This window comes from Streptomyces sp. LBL (assembly GCF_029893585.1).
Taxonomy (GTDB): Bacteria; Actinomycetota; Actinomycetes; order Streptomycetales; family Streptomycetaceae; genus Streptomyces.
This window is the reverse complement of record NZ_JARXYX010000020.1, coordinates 1-17,205: the sequence shown is the minus strand read 5'-3', so window position 1 is coordinate 17,205 and position 17,205 is coordinate 1. Positions and strand designations below refer to the sequence as shown.

At 70.9% G+C, this 17,205-nt stretch carries 15 protein-coding genes and 2 pseudogenes; 10 read left to right on the top strand and 7 right to left on the bottom strand.

From position 1 onward, the window contains the following. Window positions 1-70 precede the first annotated feature (70 nt). Window positions 71-667 (bottom strand): RNA-binding S4 domain-containing protein, encoded by a 597-nt coding sequence (locus M2271_RS23720; RefSeq protein WP_348539188.1) that lies wholly within the window; start codon window positions 665-667, stop codon window positions 71-73. Between the two features lie 103 nt (window positions 668-770). Here M2271_RS23720 and M2271_RS23715 point away from each other — a divergent pair, with 103 nt between their 5' ends. Together M2271_RS23715 and pip are read left to right on the top strand one after the other, a co-directional pair. Then, window positions 771-1,547, top strand: coding sequence for a uracil-DNA glycosylase (locus M2271_RS23715; protein WP_280889321.1), 777 nt, complete (start codon window positions 771-773; stop codon window positions 1,545-1,547). A gap of 37 nt (window positions 1,548-1,584) precedes the next feature. Next, window positions 1,585-2,547, top strand: coding sequence for a prolyl aminopeptidase (gene pip / locus M2271_RS23710; protein WP_280889320.1), 963 nt, complete (start codon window positions 1,585-1,587; stop codon window positions 2,545-2,547). Between the two features lie 130 nt (window positions 2,548-2,677). On the opposite strand, the gene M2271_RS23705 is transcribed toward pip, so the two are convergent. Then, window positions 2,678-3,304, bottom strand: coding sequence for a hypothetical protein (locus M2271_RS23705; RefSeq protein ID WP_280889319.1), 627 nt, complete (start codon window positions 3,302-3,304; stop codon window positions 2,678-2,680). Window positions 3,305-3,341: 37 nt separating this feature from the next. Between M2271_RS23705 and M2271_RS23700 the strand changes: the two genes are divergently transcribed. The 3 genes from M2271_RS23700 (at window position 3,342) to M2271_RS23690 (ending at window position 8,138) form a co-directional block, all read left to right on the top strand. Then, window positions 3,342-5,315 carry a toll/interleukin-1 receptor domain-containing protein gene (locus M2271_RS23700; RefSeq protein ID WP_280889318.1) on the top strand — a complete coding sequence of 658 codons (1,974 nt, stop codon included), beginning with the start codon at window positions 3,342-3,344 and terminating at the stop codon, window positions 5,313-5,315. 330 nt (window positions 5,316-5,645) lie between these two features. Then, window positions 5,646-7,709 (top strand): FUSC family protein, encoded by a 2,064-nt coding sequence (locus M2271_RS23695; protein ID WP_280889317.1) that lies wholly within the window; start codon window positions 5,646-5,648, stop codon window positions 7,707-7,709. Between the two features lie 243 nt (window positions 7,710-7,952). Further along, a complete protein-coding gene (locus M2271_RS23690; RefSeq protein ID WP_280889316.1) occupies window positions 7,953-8,138 on the top strand; it encodes a hypothetical protein in 186 nt (61 codons plus the stop codon). A 2-nt stretch (window positions 8,139-8,140) separates the two neighbouring features. Here the strand turns inward: M2271_RS23690 and M2271_RS23685 are convergent. Both M2271_RS23685 and M2271_RS23680 read right to left on the bottom strand, forming a co-directional pair. Further along, window positions 8,141-8,668: pseudogene (locus tag M2271_RS23685) on the bottom strand (ABC transporter ATP-binding protein); the annotation flags it as partial. Window positions 8,669-9,194: 526 nt separating this feature from the next. Continuing rightward, a complete protein-coding gene (locus M2271_RS23680) occupies window positions 9,195-9,692 on the bottom strand; it encodes a TetR/AcrR family transcriptional regulator (protein WP_280889315.1) in 498 nt (165 codons plus the stop codon). A 141-nt stretch (window positions 9,693-9,833) separates the two neighbouring features. Here M2271_RS23680 and M2271_RS23675 point away from each other — a divergent pair, with 141 nt between their 5' ends. Continuing rightward, entirely contained in the window at window positions 9,834-10,805 is a 972-nt protein-coding gene (locus M2271_RS23675) for an SDR family NAD(P)-dependent oxidoreductase (RefSeq protein WP_280889314.1), read from the top strand. A 469-nt stretch (window positions 10,806-11,274) separates the two neighbouring features. On the opposite strand, the gene M2271_RS23670 is transcribed toward M2271_RS23675, so the two are convergent. Then, window positions 11,275-11,754 (bottom strand): hypothetical protein, encoded by a 480-nt coding sequence (locus tag M2271_RS23670; RefSeq protein ID WP_280889313.1) that lies wholly within the window; start codon window positions 11,752-11,754, stop codon window positions 11,275-11,277. Window positions 11,755-12,077: 323 nt separating this feature from the next. Then, window positions 12,078-12,686, bottom strand: a pseudogene (locus M2271_RS23665) (ATP-binding protein); the annotation flags it as partial. 272 nt (window positions 12,687-12,958) lie between these two features. On the opposite strand from M2271_RS23665, the gene M2271_RS23660 reads away from it, so the two are divergent. From M2271_RS23660 to M2271_RS23650, 3 genes are all read left to right on the top strand, one after another. Beyond that, window positions 12,959-13,819 (top strand): helix-turn-helix transcriptional regulator, encoded by an 861-nt coding sequence (locus M2271_RS23660; protein WP_280889312.1) that lies wholly within the window; start codon window positions 12,959-12,961, stop codon window positions 13,817-13,819. Beyond that, window positions 13,820-14,074, top strand: coding sequence for a DUF397 domain-containing protein (locus M2271_RS23655; protein ID WP_280889311.1), 255 nt, complete (start codon window positions 13,820-13,822; stop codon window positions 14,072-14,074). It begins immediately after the preceding gene. Between the two features lie 79 nt (window positions 14,075-14,153). Continuing rightward, a complete protein-coding gene (locus M2271_RS23650; RefSeq protein WP_280889310.1) occupies window positions 14,154-14,942 on the top strand; it encodes an SAM-dependent methyltransferase in 789 nt (262 codons plus the stop codon). A gap of 147 nt (window positions 14,943-15,089) precedes the next feature. Here the strand turns inward: M2271_RS23650 and M2271_RS23645 are convergent, their stop codons facing one another. Continuing rightward, window positions 15,090-16,532 (bottom strand): PLP-dependent aminotransferase family protein, encoded by a 1,443-nt coding sequence (locus M2271_RS23645; RefSeq protein WP_280889309.1) that lies wholly within the window; start codon window positions 16,530-16,532, stop codon window positions 15,090-15,092. 47 nt (window positions 16,533-16,579) lie between these two features. Between M2271_RS23645 and M2271_RS23640 the strand changes: the two genes are divergently transcribed. Then, window positions 16,580-17,116, top strand: a complete 537-nt coding sequence (locus tag M2271_RS23640; RefSeq protein ID WP_280889308.1) for a carboxymuconolactone decarboxylase family protein — start codon at window positions 16,580-16,582, stop codon at window positions 17,114-17,116. The last annotated feature ends 89 nt before the right edge of the window (window positions 17,117-17,205 follow it).

The window sequence follows — 17,205 nt, the reverse complement described above, 5'->3', positions numbered from 1 at the left end:
CGGTGCAGGTCGGCGGCGGGGTTGCTGGTGCCGTCGGCATGGGCTCGGTTGCTGTTGTCGGGTGCCCCGGTCAGTGGCCCTCGGGGTGGCCACCTCCCGGCAGGCCCCGCAGGCGTTCCAGCTCGCGGCGGTCGCGCTTGGTCGGGCGGCCCGTGCCGCGGTCGCGGATGCCGGCCGGGGCGAGGGCCTCGCGAGGCGGGGGCGGCGGGCTGTTGTCGACGTAGCACTGGACGGCCACCGGGGCGCCGACCCGCTTGCGGATCAGTCGCTTGACGATGACGATCCGCTCCCAGTTCTCCTGCCGCAGCCGCACCTCGTCGCCGACGCGCACCGAGTAGGCAGGCTTCACGCGCTCGCCGTTGACCCGGACATGGCCGCCCCGGCAGGCGGTGGCTCCCATGGACCGGGTCTTGACCAGTCGGACGGCCCAGATCCAGCTGTCGAGGCGCACGGTCTCGCCGTTCTGCGGACCGGCCGCCTCGGCTGCGGCCACGGCCGCGGCCACCTTCGGGTCGACGACCTCGGCCTCGGACGCCGGGCCGCTTCCGCTCCCACCGGTACCGCCAGTTCCGGTTCCGGTTCCGGTCGCGTTCCCGGCGAGGCTGTCGGCCCCGGTGCTGCTCCCGCCGGTCTCGCCCGTCTTGTCGTCCGTACGCTCCTCAGCCATGCCTCCGACCTTAGTACTCAGCGCCGGGCGGTCCCGGCGGGTTTCCGACACCGCGGCGGGGAGCCGGAACGTGGGGTGTCCGTCCCTTCCGTACGGTGAAGGCATGAACACCAGCGGCCATGCCGGACCAGGCGAGCCCGGCGGACACACCGGCTACACCGGATACACCGGACGTGCCGGGCACGCCGGACATGCCGGTCTCGTCGGGCTCGACGAGCGGGTCGCCGGGTGTCGGGCCTGTCCTCGATTGGTCGGCTGGCGGGAGGAGGTGGCCCGTACCAAGCGCGCCGCCTTTGCCGACTGGACGTACTGGGGCCGTCCGGTACCCGGGTTCGGCCCGGCGGATGCCCGGCTGCTGATCGTCGGTCTCGCCCCGGCCGCGCACGGCGGCAACCGCACCGGCCGCATGTTCACCGGCGACCGTTCCGGAGACGTGCTGTACCAGGCGTTGTACGACGTGGGACTCGCCTCCCAGCCCACCGCGGTCTCCGCCGACGACGGTCTGCGGCTGTACGGCGTGCGGATCACCTCGCCCGTCCACTGTGCCCCGCCCGCCAACAAGCCGACCCCCGAGGAACGGAACACCTGCCGGCCCTGGCTCGTCCAGGAGCTGAACCTGCTGCGGCCGACCCTGCGGGCGGTGGTCGTCCTCGGCGCCTTCGGCTGGCAGGCCGCGCTGCCGGCGTTCGCGGAGGCGGGCTGGGAGGCGCCCCGGCCTCGCCCCGCATTCGCGCACGGCGCGCACGTCCCGCTCGACGGGCTCGACCTCTTCGGCTGCTTCCACGTCAGCCAGCGCAACACCTTCACCGGCCGGCTCACCCCCGAGATGCTCCGCGAGGTGCTGGCCACGGCGTCGAAGGCGGCGGGACTGCGAAAATGAGGCGACGTCGACGTCGTACGCACGTTACGGTCCCCGGATGCCCCTCTACCCGGAGATCGAACCGTACGACCACGGCATGCTCGACGTCGGCGACGGCAACCGCGTGTACTGGGAGACCTGCGGGAATCCGAGCGGCAAGCCGGCGCTGGTGCTGCACGGTGGGCCAGGGTCCGGTTGCAGCCCGTACCTCCGGCGGCTTTTCGACCCGGCCGCGTACCGGATCGTGCTGCTCGACCAGCGTGGGAGCGGGCGTTCGACACCGCGCGCGAGTGCGTACGACACCGACATGAGCGTGAACACGACCGCTCATCTCATCGCCGACCTGGAGCTGCTGCGCCGGCACCTGGGGATCGGGCGGTGGCTGGTGTGGGGTGTGTCGTTCGGGTCGGTGCTGGGGCTGCGGTATGCGCAGACGCACCCGGGGGCCGTGTCGGAGCTGGTGCTGACGGGCGTCGCGACCGGTTCGAATGCCGAAGTAGGGCTGCTGACCAGGGGACTCGGCAGGATCTTCCCGGAGGCCTTCGCGGACTTCCTGGCCGGGCTGCCGGAGGCGGAGCGGTCCGGCAATCTCGCCGCCGCCTACAACCGGTTGCTCGAGTCGCCCGACGCCGAGGTGCGGGAGCGGGCCGCGCGGGCGTGGACGGACTGGGAGACGGCGATGGTTCCGGCGCCGCCGAGGTCGGTCGAGCGCTTCGAGGACCCGGCGTTCCGCCTGGGTTTCGCCCGGACCGTCACGCACTACTTCGGCAACGACCACTTCCTGGGTGAGGGCAACGGAGAGGGGGTCGTGCTGCGGGACGCGGCTCTTCTGAAGGACATCCCCGGGACGCTGGTCCAGGGCAGCCTCGACCTCGGTAACCTCCTCGGCATCGTCTGGCGGCTCCATCACGCCTGGCCGGGGAGTGAGCTGGTGATCGTGTCCGAGGCGGGACACAACGCGGGAGCGCCGGGTGTGGCGCAGGCGCTGGTGGCAGCGACGGACACCTACGCGGCCCGCTGACGCACACCTACGCGCCACACCCGCGCGCCCGCCTGCACCATCCCGGCCGTCCAGCCGCGGGCGAAGAGTCTGCCACCGTCCCACGAAACGTCAGGCCGCCAGGGCGTGTCGCGGTTCCTTCCGCCCGTCCTCACGGCTCTGAGCGGTCAGGACCCCTCTGACCTGCGGGGGGGGGGTGCCCCCTTTCCGGGGACCGGGGCGCCCGTGGTGCCGGAAGGTCGATCAGGTCGCTGACGCCTGCCACCTCCTGGAGGGTGCGGGCGAGGGAGACCAGGGTCTGCCGTACCGCTGTGATCTCGGCGCGCAGAGCGTCCACGTGTTCCCACTGGCGCTCGTGCGCGACGGGGTCCCGGCCGGGCGGGCGCTGGGACTCGTAGGCCGTCAGTCGCGGGTGCCAGGAGGCGAGGAGGGGGCGCAGTACGCGGTTGAGGACGGTCACGGCCAGGACGCCGAAGCTCACATGCCCGGGCGCCAGGGGCGGGGCGACGTCGGGGCCGTAACGGCGGAGTATCTCGCGGGTCGTGGTGAAGAACGTGTAGAGGGAGGACAGCGCCTCGCGCAGGAAGCCCTCCTCCGGGTCGAGTTCCTCCACCGACACCCGCGTGACCAGCTCCAGGTACAACTCCCAGGCCGCACTGCGTTCGGCGTCGGCCGGTTCCCACGTACCGGAGATCTCGCCGACGAAGGGAATCGTCAGCTTGGCCGTGACCTGCGCCGGGCCTCTCGGGCTCCGACGCCTGCGCTGCCTGTGTCCCATGATCGCCTCCCCGGTACCCACAGTAGGGTAAGTCGCCGTGTGGGATGTCTTCCTCAGCTACAGCCGCGGTGATGTGGAGCAGGTCCGTCCGCTCGCGCGGGCACTGCGCGACGGCGGGCTCCAGGTGTTCACCGACGAGACCGGAGTCGCCTTCTTCGCCGGCATCAGCGCCACCATCCGGCGCGAACTCGCCCGCTCCAAGGCACTCCTGGCGTACTACTCCACCGGCTACCCCGAGCGCGAGGCCTGCCAGTGGGAGCTGACCACCGCCTACCTCGCGGGACTTGAGGAGGGCGACCCGCGGCGCCGCGTGATGGTCGTCAACCCGGAACCGGGGGCGGACCACATCCATCCGGTGGAGCTGCGGGACGCGCGGCACGGCCCCGGGGAGGACCTCGTCGCCCTCGTTGCCGACGTACGCGCGCACGTGGCGTTGCTCGACGGTCCGATGACCGTGCGGGAGCGGGACGTACGACGACGGTCGCCGGGCGCGCCGCCGCCGCGTCCCGAGTTCCTCGGCCGTCTCTCCGAGCTCTGGCGGGTGCACTCCGCCCTGCACGCCCATGCCGCGCCCCTGGTCACCGGCCGTGCGGCCGCGCGCGCCGCGCAGATCCGCGGCATGGCGGGCATCGGGAAGACGGCACTCGCCCAGGAGTACGCGCTCCGCTTCGAGGCCGCGTACCCGGGCGGCGTCTTCTGGCTGGACGCGGACGCGTACGACGACTCCCTGCGCGCCCTCGGCGCGGGCGACCTCTTCGCCCGCCTCGACGCCGCCGGCGAACCGTACCTCTGGATCGTCGACGGTGTTCCTGCGCGAAGCCGCCGCACCACACGCGAGATCGCGGACATGGCGGCACCTCACCCCCTGGGCCACACCCTCTTCACCCTCCGCGGCCGTGCCTACGACCGACTCGGCACCCCCATCGACCTGGGGCCCCTCGACGCGCTCCACGCGCGCGTGCTCGTCAGCGGCGAGGACACACCGATCGACAGCGGCGAGGACACACCGACCGCCGCGCCGCACGGCCGCTGGTCCGCTCTCCTCGACGCGGTCGACGGACATCCGCTCGCCCTGTCCCTCCTGGGCCGTGCGGTCCGCGGAGGCCATTCGCCGCACGCCCTCTACGACCGCCTGCACGCCCGGGGAACCTCCCTGCTCGACACGCTCGCCGACGAAGACGTGACGGGCTCCCTGGTAGGCGACGTGCACACGGCGAACGCCGCCGACGTACTGCGCTGCGCCGGCGCACTGCACCCGCTGCCACTGACCGTCGAGGACGCGGAGCACGTGCTGGCCACCGCCGACCGCCTGCCGAGGGCGGTCGCCCGCCGACGCGCCGAGAACGGCGTCGCCGAACTTCGTGTACGCAGCCTGCTCGCCCCCGCCCCCGACGGGGGATGGCGGCTCCACCCGGTCACCCTGCACGCCTGGCACCACCAGGACCCGGCCCCCGCCCGTACCGAGGCCCTGCGCCATACCGCCCTGCGCACCCTGTGCGTGCGGCCCGACCCGGTTACGCTGGCCTTCCCCGGAAGCCGGAGGGAGGCACCCATGACAGCACCCAGCGAGTCGGAACGCATGGCGGCCTTCGACCTCCAGGTCGAACTGGTCACCCGGATCGGGGTGCAGGAACTGGCACCGGGCACCGGAAGTCTGCGCGAGGCACTCACTTCGCTGAAGTCACTGATCGACTTCACGCGCGCGACGCTGCACACGTACAGCATCGGCCTGGAACGCGGCACGGACGGCGGTGCGCCGACGGTCCAGAGCCTCGCGTACACGTTGATCAACGACGTCATCCGGCCCTTCACCACTCCATGGCATCCCCGCCTCGCCGCGTACGAGGCCCGCTGCCCGGCGGACGTCGCCCCCCTCGACCATGAGGCGGACTGGCCGGAGGCGGATGCGGTGCGCGCCGAACTGGCCGCGCTGCGGGCGCCGTTGCTGCGGATCGCGGAGGGGCTGGGGGACATCTCCGGCGCGGACTTCGGGGTGGCGGCGACGGGTTGAGAACCCGGAACGGACCTCGGCAGTGTTGATCGCGATCAGCTGCCGAGGGCGTCGCAAGGACTTCGAGACCTCTGTGGTCGGCTCCGTACGCACAGCGGGCAGGAAATTGCGTTCATAAGGAATCCAGGTCTCCAGCCAACCGTCACACGGCCGAAACGCAGCCGTTCCATCCTCTGCAGGACCGCGATCTACCGTGGAGCAGTGGAGCATACGGGCCGCACTCGATCGGGCCCCCTGCCTGCCCTGGCCCCACACCCTGCCCCGCAGCCAACAGCCCGGCCACCGTCGCCCGAAGGCCCACCCCCGCCTCGTACCGACGACAGGAGCCCCGTGTCGCGACCCGCTGCTCTGACTCTTCCACCCTGGCTCGCCCACGCTCTGCGTGCCCAGCGGGGGCCCGTGCCCTGGAACGCGGTGGCGCGGGGCGCGCTGTCCGCCGGGCCGGTACTGCTCGCGGCCGTGGTGGCCGGGCGTACGTCCCTGGGGGTCGTCGCGGCCATCGCCGCCATGCTGGCCGGGATCAACGACCGGCCCGGCAGCCGACGGGCCTCGGTGCGCAGGATCGGGGTGCCCGCGCTCGCTGGGGCCCTGGGGCTGCTGGTCGGGACGTATGCCGGGACGCATGTGGGGGCCGTGCTGCTGACCGTGCTGCTCACTTTCGTCGGACTGGTCGCCGGGGGCGTGAGTGCCGCCGGGCCCGTGGCCTCCGGTGCCGGGACGCAGTTGCTGGTCGCCTCCGCCATCGGGGCCGGGATGCCGTTGCCCGAACCGGGATGGCAACGGGCGCTCGCCTTCCTCGTGGGAGCCGGATGGCTGCTCGGACTGCGGCTGGCCCTGCCCACGCCCGGCTCCTTCGCCGGAGACTTCCGGTTCGACGGGGAGCGGGTGGCCGTCGCCGCGGTCTATGACACCGTGGCGGAACTCCTCGACGCCGCGGGTACGCCGCACGCCGCCGCCCGGCGTGCCGCGCTCACCGCCGCCCTCGATCACGCGCAGGACGCGCTCGCCGGTCCCCGCCTGCGCCGGCATGCCAGTTCCGCGGCCGAACGGCGGCTGCACGCGCAGTACGCCGCCGCCTTGCCGCTCGCCGAAGCCGCGACCGCGCTCGCCTGGGCCGGGGAGAACGTCTCCGGGCGGGCTTCCGAAGGCCCCCGACGCCTCGCCGCCGCCGTACGCGACAACACGCACACCGGGCCGCTGCCCGCGCCCTCCCGTTCGGCGCCCGGGCTGCGGGCCCTCGACGACGCCCTCCTGCACGCCGCCGAGGCCTTCGACCGTGCCAAGGGCGTCGATCTGCACACCCGCAGGCGCGGCGCCAGGGGCCTGCTCCGTACCGCGTTCGGGGCCGGGGGACGGGAGTACGGGCTGCGGGTCGCCCTCTGCTTCGGGGCCGGCGTCGGTGTCGCCCAAGCCCTGCACCAGGCGCGCTGGTACGGGGAGCACGAGCACTGGTACTGGCTGCCCGCCACCGCCGTCTTCCTCGTCAAGCCCGACCTGGGGCCGCTCGCCTCGCGCGTCCTGTGCCGCGCCGCCGGAACTGTCCTGGGGGCCCTCGTCTTCGCGGCGTTCGCGGCGGTGCTGCCCCGGCCGGAGGGGCTCATCGCGCTGGTCGCCGTCAGCGGTGCCCTGATCCCCGTCGCCACCCGGCACTTCGCCGCGCAGACCGCCGTCGTCACCGTGCTCGTCCTCGCGTTGGTGATGGTGGGTGGGGAACCGCAGGCCTCCGCCGGCCGGATCGGGGAGACGCTCCTGGCCTGTGTGATCGTGCTGATCGTGGGGCACCTGCCGATGCCGGGACAGCGGGCCGGCGGGGTGCGGGCGCGGTTGGCCGTGGCGGTGAGCGCGGCGCATGCGTATCTGGCGCATGTGCTGCGGGAGTCGGACACGCCCCTTGTGGACGATGGCGGGACTCGCGCGCTCGCCGACCGCGCCGGCGAAGGCCGCGTAAGCGAAGGCCGCGTAAGCGAAGGCCGCGCCAACGCAGGTACCAGTAGCACGGTCCGTACTGGCGCAGACCATACAAATCCCTACCGTATCGGTGCAGGCTTTACCCATGCCGGTCACGCTCACCCGATCCGCCCACGCGACGACGACCGCGCCCGTCGTTGGACCCTCCGCCGCGAGGCCTACCGCACGCTCGCCGAGGCCCGTGCCGCCATCGCCCTCGCCGCCGCCGAACTCCCCGCGCTGGCCCGGCACGCCGAGGGTGCGGACGAGGTGGCCGATATCCTCGAACAGCTCGTCGACACCACCACTGCCTGTGCCGTGCAACTCGACGACACGGGGCGGCTCCCACCGGAGCACGCGGAGCGCCTGGCCGTCCTGCTCGATGGACTCGCCGGGCACCGGGAGCTGGTCGGGCCGCGTTCGCCCGACATCCCCCTTGCCATGTGACGGGCGGAACCCAAGGGTGTGCGTCGGCCTTCGGGGCGCGAGCGGGGAGTGAGCCCCTTCGGTGTCACGATGAGTGCGAGGAACGAAACGAACAGTAGTCAAATCGAGCATTGAGTAACCGAATTCTCACACTCCGCGCTGAATCCGTGTCAACTACGTCTCAGTCCCGCAACTGAGCGAGGCGTTCGGCCCCTGGAGGGCGTTAACTCCTACAGTTACGACGCTTTCTGGAGGTGCAGGGTGGTGAACGGGCGAACAGTGCTCGAACGCTTTCCCGCAGGTGGGCCGCGAGGCTCGTGGCCGGCGGAGGAGTTCGCGCACGCGCGGCGACTTGAAGGGCTGCAGGCCGAGGTCGTGATGGACCTTGCGACGGACGCGTTCCTGGTGATCGTGCGCGGTGGAGAGGTGGCAGCCGACGCCGTCGCCTGAGGTCAGCCCCCTTTCGGGGCGGGCACCTGCGCCTGGTGGGCGGGTGCCCGCGTCGGAATCCTCGACGTGAACTGCTCCGCCTGGAGCGAGTAGAGCTCCGCGTAGATCCCTCCTGTCGCCAACAGCTCCTCCGGTGTGCCGGACTCCACCAGCCGGCCCTGGTCCAGGACATGCACGAGGTCCGTGTGCCGGACGGACGCCAGCCGGTGGGTGATCAGGATCACCGTCTGACCCGTACCGGCCAGGGCGCGGATCTTCTCGAAGACCTCCAGCTCGGCCCGGGCGTCCAGGGCCGCCATCGGCTCGTCCACGATCAGGATCCGCTCGCGCCGATAAGCGGCCCGGGCGATCCCCAGCCGCGGCCACTGGCCGCCGGACAGCTCGTGCCCGCCGCTGAAGTTGCGGGCCAGCAGGGTGTCCAGACCGCGCGGCAGATCCACCATCACCTCCTCGGCCCCGGCCTCCGCGACCGCGTCGGTGATCCGCTCGTCGGTGAGCGGCTCCGACGAACGTCCGACCGCCACGTTCACGCATCGCGGTCGGTCAGGATCGCGCCGAACGGGGTGATGACGGTGAGCCCGGGCGATGGTGTTCAGCTGGAGTGAGTCGTCACCAGCGGCCAGTTGTTCACGGGCGACCTGTAACACCCGAGCGCGGTTGCGTGCGGGATCCGCCCGTAGCACCGGCCCCTGCTCGCCCTTCGGTGTCACGAGCCCAGCATGAAGGACCACCAACCACAACCGTTCTCCTTCCCCTCTGCTCCAGCTGGACGGCGACGTTCTGACAACCGTGCGAGGGCAACCACGGCGTCCGCCGCGCACGGAGCCACCCTCAGCGCCGGCGGACCAGGGCATCTCCGAGGAAGCGGCCGTACAGTGATCGCGGTTCGCAATCCGAGCTGCACCCGGTCTGGTGCGGTGGCCGGGGTCGGTGGACCTGTGCGCGCATTGCGTTGTCCAGGCTGCGGTGACCGGTTGAGGTCGGATGTCAGGCCCCCGCCGTCCGAGGGCGCGGCCCTATGCGGCGGCCGAGCTCGCGCGGCTTCGGTAGGCGTCTTCAGCGCCGCACCAGGAGATCGATAGCGACCTCCAGCCGTTCGAGGTAGAACTCCCGTGACGCGGCCTGATGCTTGAGGCCGATCGACGCGCTGATCATCGTCTGCGCGACAGCGGAGGCCGCCGCTCGTCCTGACGCGACGGCGATCGCGTCTGTGATCAGTTCCTCGAAACGTCGCGGCGCGGTCTCGACGATCTCTCCGAGGAGGTCGGGATTGTCCTCGATGACCACCGCGACATCGCGCGTCAGCGGACCGATGTAGCGGCCCGCCCACTGGTCGAACGATTCGACGAGGCGCTCTGGAAGGGGTCGGCCGGTGTCGGCCAGGACGTGTTCGACCGCTGTGATGTCGCGATCCAAGGCCTGGGTGACCGCGGCACGGAACAGAGTCTCCTTCGAGGAAAAGAGGAAGTAGAGCCCGGGCCGGGAGATGTGCGCCGCCCGCGCCACCTCCTCCATCGAGGTCTTCCTGTAACCGAATCGCGCGAACGTGACCATGGCGGAGTCCAGAACCATGGACCGACGGTCGGTATCGGCGACTGTCGACGGCGGGTGGCCAACATCGGGACTGCTCATGAAACGAGCATACGAGCGAGAGCCGCACTATACAAATCAAGTCCAGTGCGTATAGTCGCCGTCATGACCACTCGCGAACCCATCTCCACACCCTTCACCTCCTCCAGCACCGCGGACGAGGTACTGCGGGGCGTCGACCTCACCGGCCTCCGCGCGATCGTGACGGGAGCCTCCTCCGGAATCGGGATCGAGACGGCTCGTGCGTTGACCTCTGCCGGGGCGGAGGTGACGCTCGCTGTCCGGAACACGAATGCGGGTGACGCCGCCGCTGAGACGATCGCGAAATCGACCGGAGAGATCCGGCCCCGAGTCGTCCAGCTCGACCTCGCCGACAGGACCACCGTTACGCGATTCGTCGACGCGTGGGGCGGCCCGCTTCACCTGCTGATCAACAACGCGGGCGTGGTCACCGGCGGCCTCGAACGAACACGTGAGGGCTGGGAGCTGCAATTCGCGACAAACCATCTCGGCCACTTCGCCCTGGCCGCCGGCCTTCACGGCGCCCTGGCCCTGGGAGCGTCCGACCGCGACGGAGCACGGATCGTCTCGGTCAGTTCGACGGCGCACATGCGCTCCGGCATCGACTTCGACGACCTCCACTTCGAGCGTCGCGTCTACGACCCGCAGATTGCCTACGCCCAGTCGAAGACGGCGAACTCTCTCTTCGCCGTCGAGGCGACCCGCCTCTGGGCGTCCGACGGCATCGTTGCCAATGCGGTGAACCCGGGCGGTGTCGCAACGGGACTGCAGCGGAACTTCACCACGCAACAGAAGGAGTCGCTCGATGCGGCCGAGGCCGCCGGAGTCTTCACGTACAAAACGGTCGAGCAGGGGGCCGCCACCAGCATCGTCGCGGCCGTCGCCCCCGAGTTCGCTCACTCCGGAGGCCACTACCTCGACGATGCACAAGAGGCCTACACCGTGTCGAACGACGCCGACCTCGCGCAGCACCCACACGGCGTCAAGGAATGGGCGCTCAATCCCGCCACCGCCAAGCGCCTCTGGACGGTCTCGACCGACCTACTCCGCGCCTGACCTCTCGACGCCACAGCAAGTGGCACAGCCGCCTTCGCAGTTGGGTATAGCTCCTTTGAACGGAAGGGTTGATCTGCACTGACCTGCGGTCTGCCCCATCGGCGTGATCCTCTTCGGCCTCTGCTGACTGCGGCTGCCCTCGGGGGGGCGTGGACGACGAAGATCGCGCGTCAAGAGCTGCTGGCCGAGCAAGACGGCGGGACTGCCCTGGAGGACGCGGCCTGCGATGCCTTTGCGGCGGACATTCTTCTGCCCGACATGCTCGTCGATCGCCACATCACGGCTGTCAGTCCCACAGCGGACGCCGCCGTCGAACTGTGGCGGGCGAGCAATGCCTCCCGTATGGCGACGTGCGTCAAGACCAGTGAGCAATCGGAGTGGGCCGTCGGGAGGGCTATGGGGAGGGCCCGTCGTGACGGGGCATCGGGAGGCCTGTCGTGCGGGGTCGTCGGGAGGGGCACCGGGAGGGCTACGCGCTGACCGGCCTCGACCATGTCGGCGTCGCCCCCGTCAGGAGGCACAGGGCCAGGTACAACGGTATCGGCGGGGTGTACGGAACGGTTCCTGACGGCCGGTGGATCAGGCCCGGGACGGTCGGAGCGTCCGGAGCCTCCGGAGCCTCCGGAGCGTTGGGGGTGTCCGGGACGACCGCTCCGGTGGCGTACTGCGCCGGGGCGGGCCACTCCAGGGCGTAGTCGGAGTCGGACGGAACGATCCACCACCAGCGCGCCTCATCGGCGTAGACGCACCCGACCCGTGGCAGTCGCGGCATCAACAGGGGACCGAACCGTGCGGGGACCGCCACCGCGTCGCACCCCAGCGGGGCGGTCATGCCCTCGGGGAGGGGCAGGCGTCGGGGTGTTCCCGAGGCGTGCAGCCCGCGTCCGAGGCGGACCAGCGTGTCCAGGCTCAGCACCTGGCCGCCGCCGGAACCAGCCCTTATGCCCATTCGGTCCCCGTCCCGCGACGCCGGGCCCGCTCGGCGCCACCTGTACCTGTGTCTGTATCCGTGCCTCTGCCTGTGCCTCTGCCTGTATCCGTGCCACGTGCGGTGTCACGCCGTGGCTCGAGGCCGAAGCCGGTCGAGGCCGCAGCCCCGTGAGGGGGCCGGGCCTCGGTCTCCGCGCCGGAGCGCATGTCGGTGTCTGTGCCGGGGTGTATCCCGGTTCCCGAGCCGGGGAGTACTCCCGTTTCCGGGTCGGCGTGTATCCCGGTTCCCGGGCCGGGATACGGCTCGTTTCGCTCCCCGGCGTGCGTCTGTGCCGTCGCGCCCCCCGGGTTGCCGGACGGTCCCGGTTTCGGGCGGGCGCCCCAGCCCAGGTCGTTGCGGGAAGCGGTGTCGTAGCGCGGGGTGTCGGCCTTGCGGGGCAGTTCGGCCCAGACCAGCAGGCCGGGACCGTGCTCCTGGGCGCCCCAGGCGTGGCAGAGGGCGTCGACGAGGAACAGTCCCCTCCCGTGTTCCTCCTCGGCCCCCTGCGGCGACGGCTGGGGCTCACCCGGCGCGCAGCCTTCGTCCCGTACGGCTATCCGCACCAGGTCCTCACCGTCGTGCAACTCGCAGACGACGCGGCGACTCGCGGTGTGCACGATGGCGTTGGTGACCAGCTCGGAGACCACCAGAGCCGCCGAGTCGCAAGTGTCCTCGCAGACCGACCAGCCGGTCAGTCGCGCCCGTGTCAGGCGTCTGGCCTGAGCGGGGGAACCCGGATGGGCGGCCAGCTCGAATCGGAACCGGCGATCGGCAGTGGCCTGGCCGGGGATCACTCCCTCCTCCGCTCTCGAACGGGTTCGAGTGGGGGAACCCCCATCGACACCGAGACCGAGGGGGCGGCCTGCGGCAACGTCTGTTCCTAAGGGCGCGGACGGAATCACGCTTGCCACTATCGCCCCGCCGTGAACACTTGGCAAGTGTCACTCTGAAAAATGCAGAGTGCCGCGTGACGCGGTGAGGCGCCGTGGCACACTGCTCGCAACAGCATGTCGAGCGAGGCCAGTTGGGATCACCGAAGGCCGGTGCGCATCCGTTCCGTACGCATCCGTACCGATCTTCGAAGAGGCCTTCGAACAGAGCCGCAGGGCTGTCAGCATGCTTCGGTGGACCGGCCCGATTCTCTCGAGGCCGCCGATTCAGGGACTTTGTGGAGGTGGAGGGTGTGAGTGAACCGCGGCCCGCGCCGACGGTCGGTCAGGTAGTCCTCGGGCGGCGCCTTCTGGACCTGCGCGAACGCGCGGGACTCAAACGCGAGGAGGCCGCCCGTATCCTCCGCGTCGCCCCCGCCACGGTCCGCCGCATGGAGATGGCCGAGGTCGCACTCAAGATCCCGTATCTCCAACTGCTGCTGAAGGCCTACGGAATCTCCGACCAGGAGGCCGAGGCCTTCGTGCAACTGGCCGAGGACGCGAACAGACCCGGCTGGTGGCAGCGGTTCCACGACGTCCTGCCTGGCTGGTTCTCGATGCACGTCAGCCTGGAGGGGGCGGCCGCCCTCATCCGGCAGTACGAGCCGCACTTCGTGCCCGGCCTGCTGCAGACCGAGGACTACGCGCGTGGCGTCCTGGAGTCCGGTGCCATCGGGCAGACGGGCCCCGACGACATCGAGCGCCATGTCGCCCTGCGCATGCGACGACAGGAACTGCTCACCCGTCAGGAAGCACCCCGGCTGTGGGTCGTGATGGACGAGACCGTGCTGCGCCGCCCCGTCGGCGGCCCGGAGGTGATGCGTGCCCAGATCGACAAGCTGCTCGACGCGACGAAGCTGCCCAACGTGACCCTGCAGGTCGCCCCGTTCGAGAACGGGGCGCACCCGGGCACGTACGGGCCCTTCGTCCTCTTCCGATTCGCCGTGCCGGAACTTCCCGACATGGTCTACAGCGAGTACCTGACCGGCGCCGTCTACCTGGACGCGCGTGAAGAGGTGGCGACCCACCTCGAGGTCATGGACCGCATGGCGGCGCAGGCCGCAACTGCACATCGCACGAAGGAGATCCTCCGGGATCTCCGCAAGGAGCTGTGAATGGATCGCATCAAGCCGCGCAAACGCGTCTACAACGGCATGCCTGCGCGGGAGTTGGGCAGCGAGGGCTGGCACAAGCCCTGGAGCGGCGGCAACGGCGGCAACTGCCTGGAGGCGATGAAGCTCTCCGACGGCCGGATCGCCGTCCGCCAGTCCACCGACCCGGACGGACCGGCGCTGATCTACAGCACGGACGAGATGACCGCGTTCATCGAGGGCGCGAAGGCGGGGGAAGCGGACTTTCTGCTGTCGTGACGTTTGTTTCTGACTCTCGTATTGTCTGACTCTCGCTCAATTTCCTTGTCTTGGCGTTGAATTGATGGGTACTGAACTAATGGTTGAGATCGACACCAGCAAGCCCCACCCCGCGCGGATGTACGACTGGTACCTCGGCGGCAAGGACAACTACCCGGTGGACGAAGCCATGGGACGGCAGATGCTGGCCCTCGACCCGAGGGTGCCGGTGATGGCCAGGGTCAACCGGGCGTTCATGCAGCGGGCCACGCGCTGGCTCGCCGAGCACGGCGTTCGCCAGTTCCTGGATGTAGGCACCGGCATTCCCACCGAACCGAACCTCCACCAGGTCGCCCAGCAGATCGCCCCCGACGCCCGGGTCGTCTACTGCGACAACGACCCGATCGTCCTGGCCCACGCGGAGGCCCTGCTGCGCGGCACGGACGAAGGAGTGACCGAGTATCTGCAGGCCGACGTACGGGATCCGGACGCCATCCTCGAAGGCGCCCGGAAGATCCTGGACTTCGACCGGCCGGTCGCGCTCTCACTCATCGCGCTGCTGCACTTCGTCTCCGACGAGGACGGCGCGCACGAGTTGGTCGGCCGACTGCTGTCCGAACTTCCCTCCGGCAGCTACCTGGTGGTCAGCCACGCGACGGCCGACTTCACGCCCGAGGAGTCGCAGGCGGCCACCGAGAAGCTCAAGGCGGCCGGCGTCACCCTGGCGCTGCGCTCCCGCGAGGAGTTCACCCGCTTCTTCGACGCCCTGGAACTCGTCGAACCCGGCGTCGACGTCCCGCAGCTGTGGCATCCCGAGCTGGGCGAGCCGATCCCGGGCCAGGACGACGGGGTCATTCCCGGTTACGGGGCGGTGGGACGCAAGCCGTGAGTGACGGGGCTTGACGGCTGCCGGCCTTCAACCTCGGGACCTGCCCCGCACGCGGTCATCCCGGCCCCGCACACCGTCGTCCCGGCCCCGGCCCCGACCGTGTTCGCGTTCGCGTTCGGCGAGAACGGCTGGGAGCCGACGGACGGCTCATCCCACCGCAGGACCCGCCGTAGGCGGCTCCTGCGGTGGGAGCACCCCGCACAGCGCGTCCAGTGCCGCCCCGTACGCGTGCTCCGAAGGCGTCGCGTAACCCACGACCAGACCGTCGCCTGCCGCCATGTCGGTTTCGGGGTGCCGGAACTCGGCGAGGCCGTCCACGGCGACGCCCTGCCATGCGGCGGCCTTGAGGGTGGAGCGTTCGGTGCCCGGCGGCAGCCTGAGCACCGCGTGCAGCCCGGCGGCCACCCCGGTGACCTCGACGTGCGGCGCGTGTGTGGCGAGCGCCGCGACGAGCCGGTCCCGACGGCCGCGGTACCGCTGCCTCATGCGCCGCACATGACGGTCGTAGGACCCGCAGGAGAGGAAGTCGGCAAAACTCAGCTGGTCCAGCACGCTCGCCCAGGCCTCGCGCTCGCCCTTGGCTTCGAGTACGTCCTCCACGTACCGCTCCGGCAGCGCCATCCAGCCCAGCCGCACCGCGGGCGACAGGCTCTTGCTGACCGAGCCGATGAAGATCACGCGCTCGGGATCCAGGCCCTGGACGGCACCGACCGGCTTGCGGTCGTAACGGAACTCCCCGTCGTAGTCGTCCTCCAGGACCACCGCCCCACGCGCGCGTGCCCAGTCGACGACCGCGGCCCGGCGCACGGGATCCAGCGGCCCGCCGGTCGGGAACTGGTGTGCGGGCGTGAGCAGTACCGCCCGCTCGCGCCCCAACCGGTCGACAAGGGCGCCGTGTTCGTCGAGGGGCAGCGGCACGGTCCGTACGCCTGCGGCCCGGAGCAGTTCCCGGTGGAAGCCCAGCCCGTACGCCTCCACGGCCAGCGGACCGCGCAGCACTCCCGCTCCGAAGAGCAGCCGCAGCGCGTGCCCGAAACCTGAGCAGATGACGAGCCGGCCCGGCTCGGTGCGCACCCCACGCGCGCGTGCCAGGTACTCCGTGAGCGCTTCCCGCAGCTCGATGCGGCCGGCAGGGTCGCCCGGCCCGAACACCTCGTTGGGGGCCTGCTGGAGGGCCCGCCGGTAGGAGGTGAGCCAGGCCGTGCGCGGGAACGCCGACGCGTCCGGAGTTCCCTGCCGCAGGTCGTGCCGCGGTCCACGCGCGCGTGGAGGTGCCTTACGAGGCACTCGTACGGCGTGTCGCAATGGCTCGGCCCGTTCCGCGACCTGGGTGCCCGACCCTTGGCGGGCAGTCAGCCAACCCTCCGCGACGAGCTCCGCGTAGGCGTCGGCCACCGTGTTGCGGGCGACCCCGAGATCGGCGGCGAGCGAACGGTACGGGGGCAGCCGGGTGCCGGGAGCGAGCCGTCCGCTGCGCACGGCCTCACGCAACGCCCGGATCAGCGCGGCCCGTCCACCTCCCGGGCCGGTCAGCTCCAGGTGCAGGTCGGCGCCGATCCGCTCCGCAGAATTGACCCACGATTCGTCCATGGAAATGCACCCTACAGAAGGTCTTTCATGACCGTAGGTTGATGCACATGACGACGTACACGACGACACATACGACGCCCACGGCGACGGCCGGGGCGACACCCACGGCGACGCCCACGACGCCGGCCGGGGAGCGGGCCCGCCTGGACTTCGCGAAGTCCGCCCCGAAGGTCTTCCGTGCCCTGGTCGGCTTCGATGCCGCCGCCCGGGAAGGCCTCGACCCGGCGCTGGTCGAACTGATCCAGATCCGCGCCTCGCACCTCAACCGCTGCGCGTACTGCCTGCACATGCACACGAACGACGCCCGCAAGGCCGGCGAGAGCGAGGACCGGCTTCACCTGGTCGCCGTCTGGAGCGAGGCCCGCCACTTCTTCACCGAGAAGGAACAGGCGGCCCTCGCCCTCACGGAGGCGGTGACCCTGGTAGCCGACGCAGGCGTCCCCGACGACGTCTACGCCCGGGCGGCTGCCCACTTCGACGAACAGGAACTGGCCCACGTACTGGCTTTGATCCTCACGATCAACACCTGGAACCGGGTGGCACTGTCGACGGCGAAGAGGGCCGGCACGGACGGGCGCGGCTAGTGCCGCGGCAGGCAATGTTCGCCCCGTCGCGACGCCTGGCACGCACTCTCGCCGCACCGGGCGAAAGCCCAAGTACATCCAGTACGAGG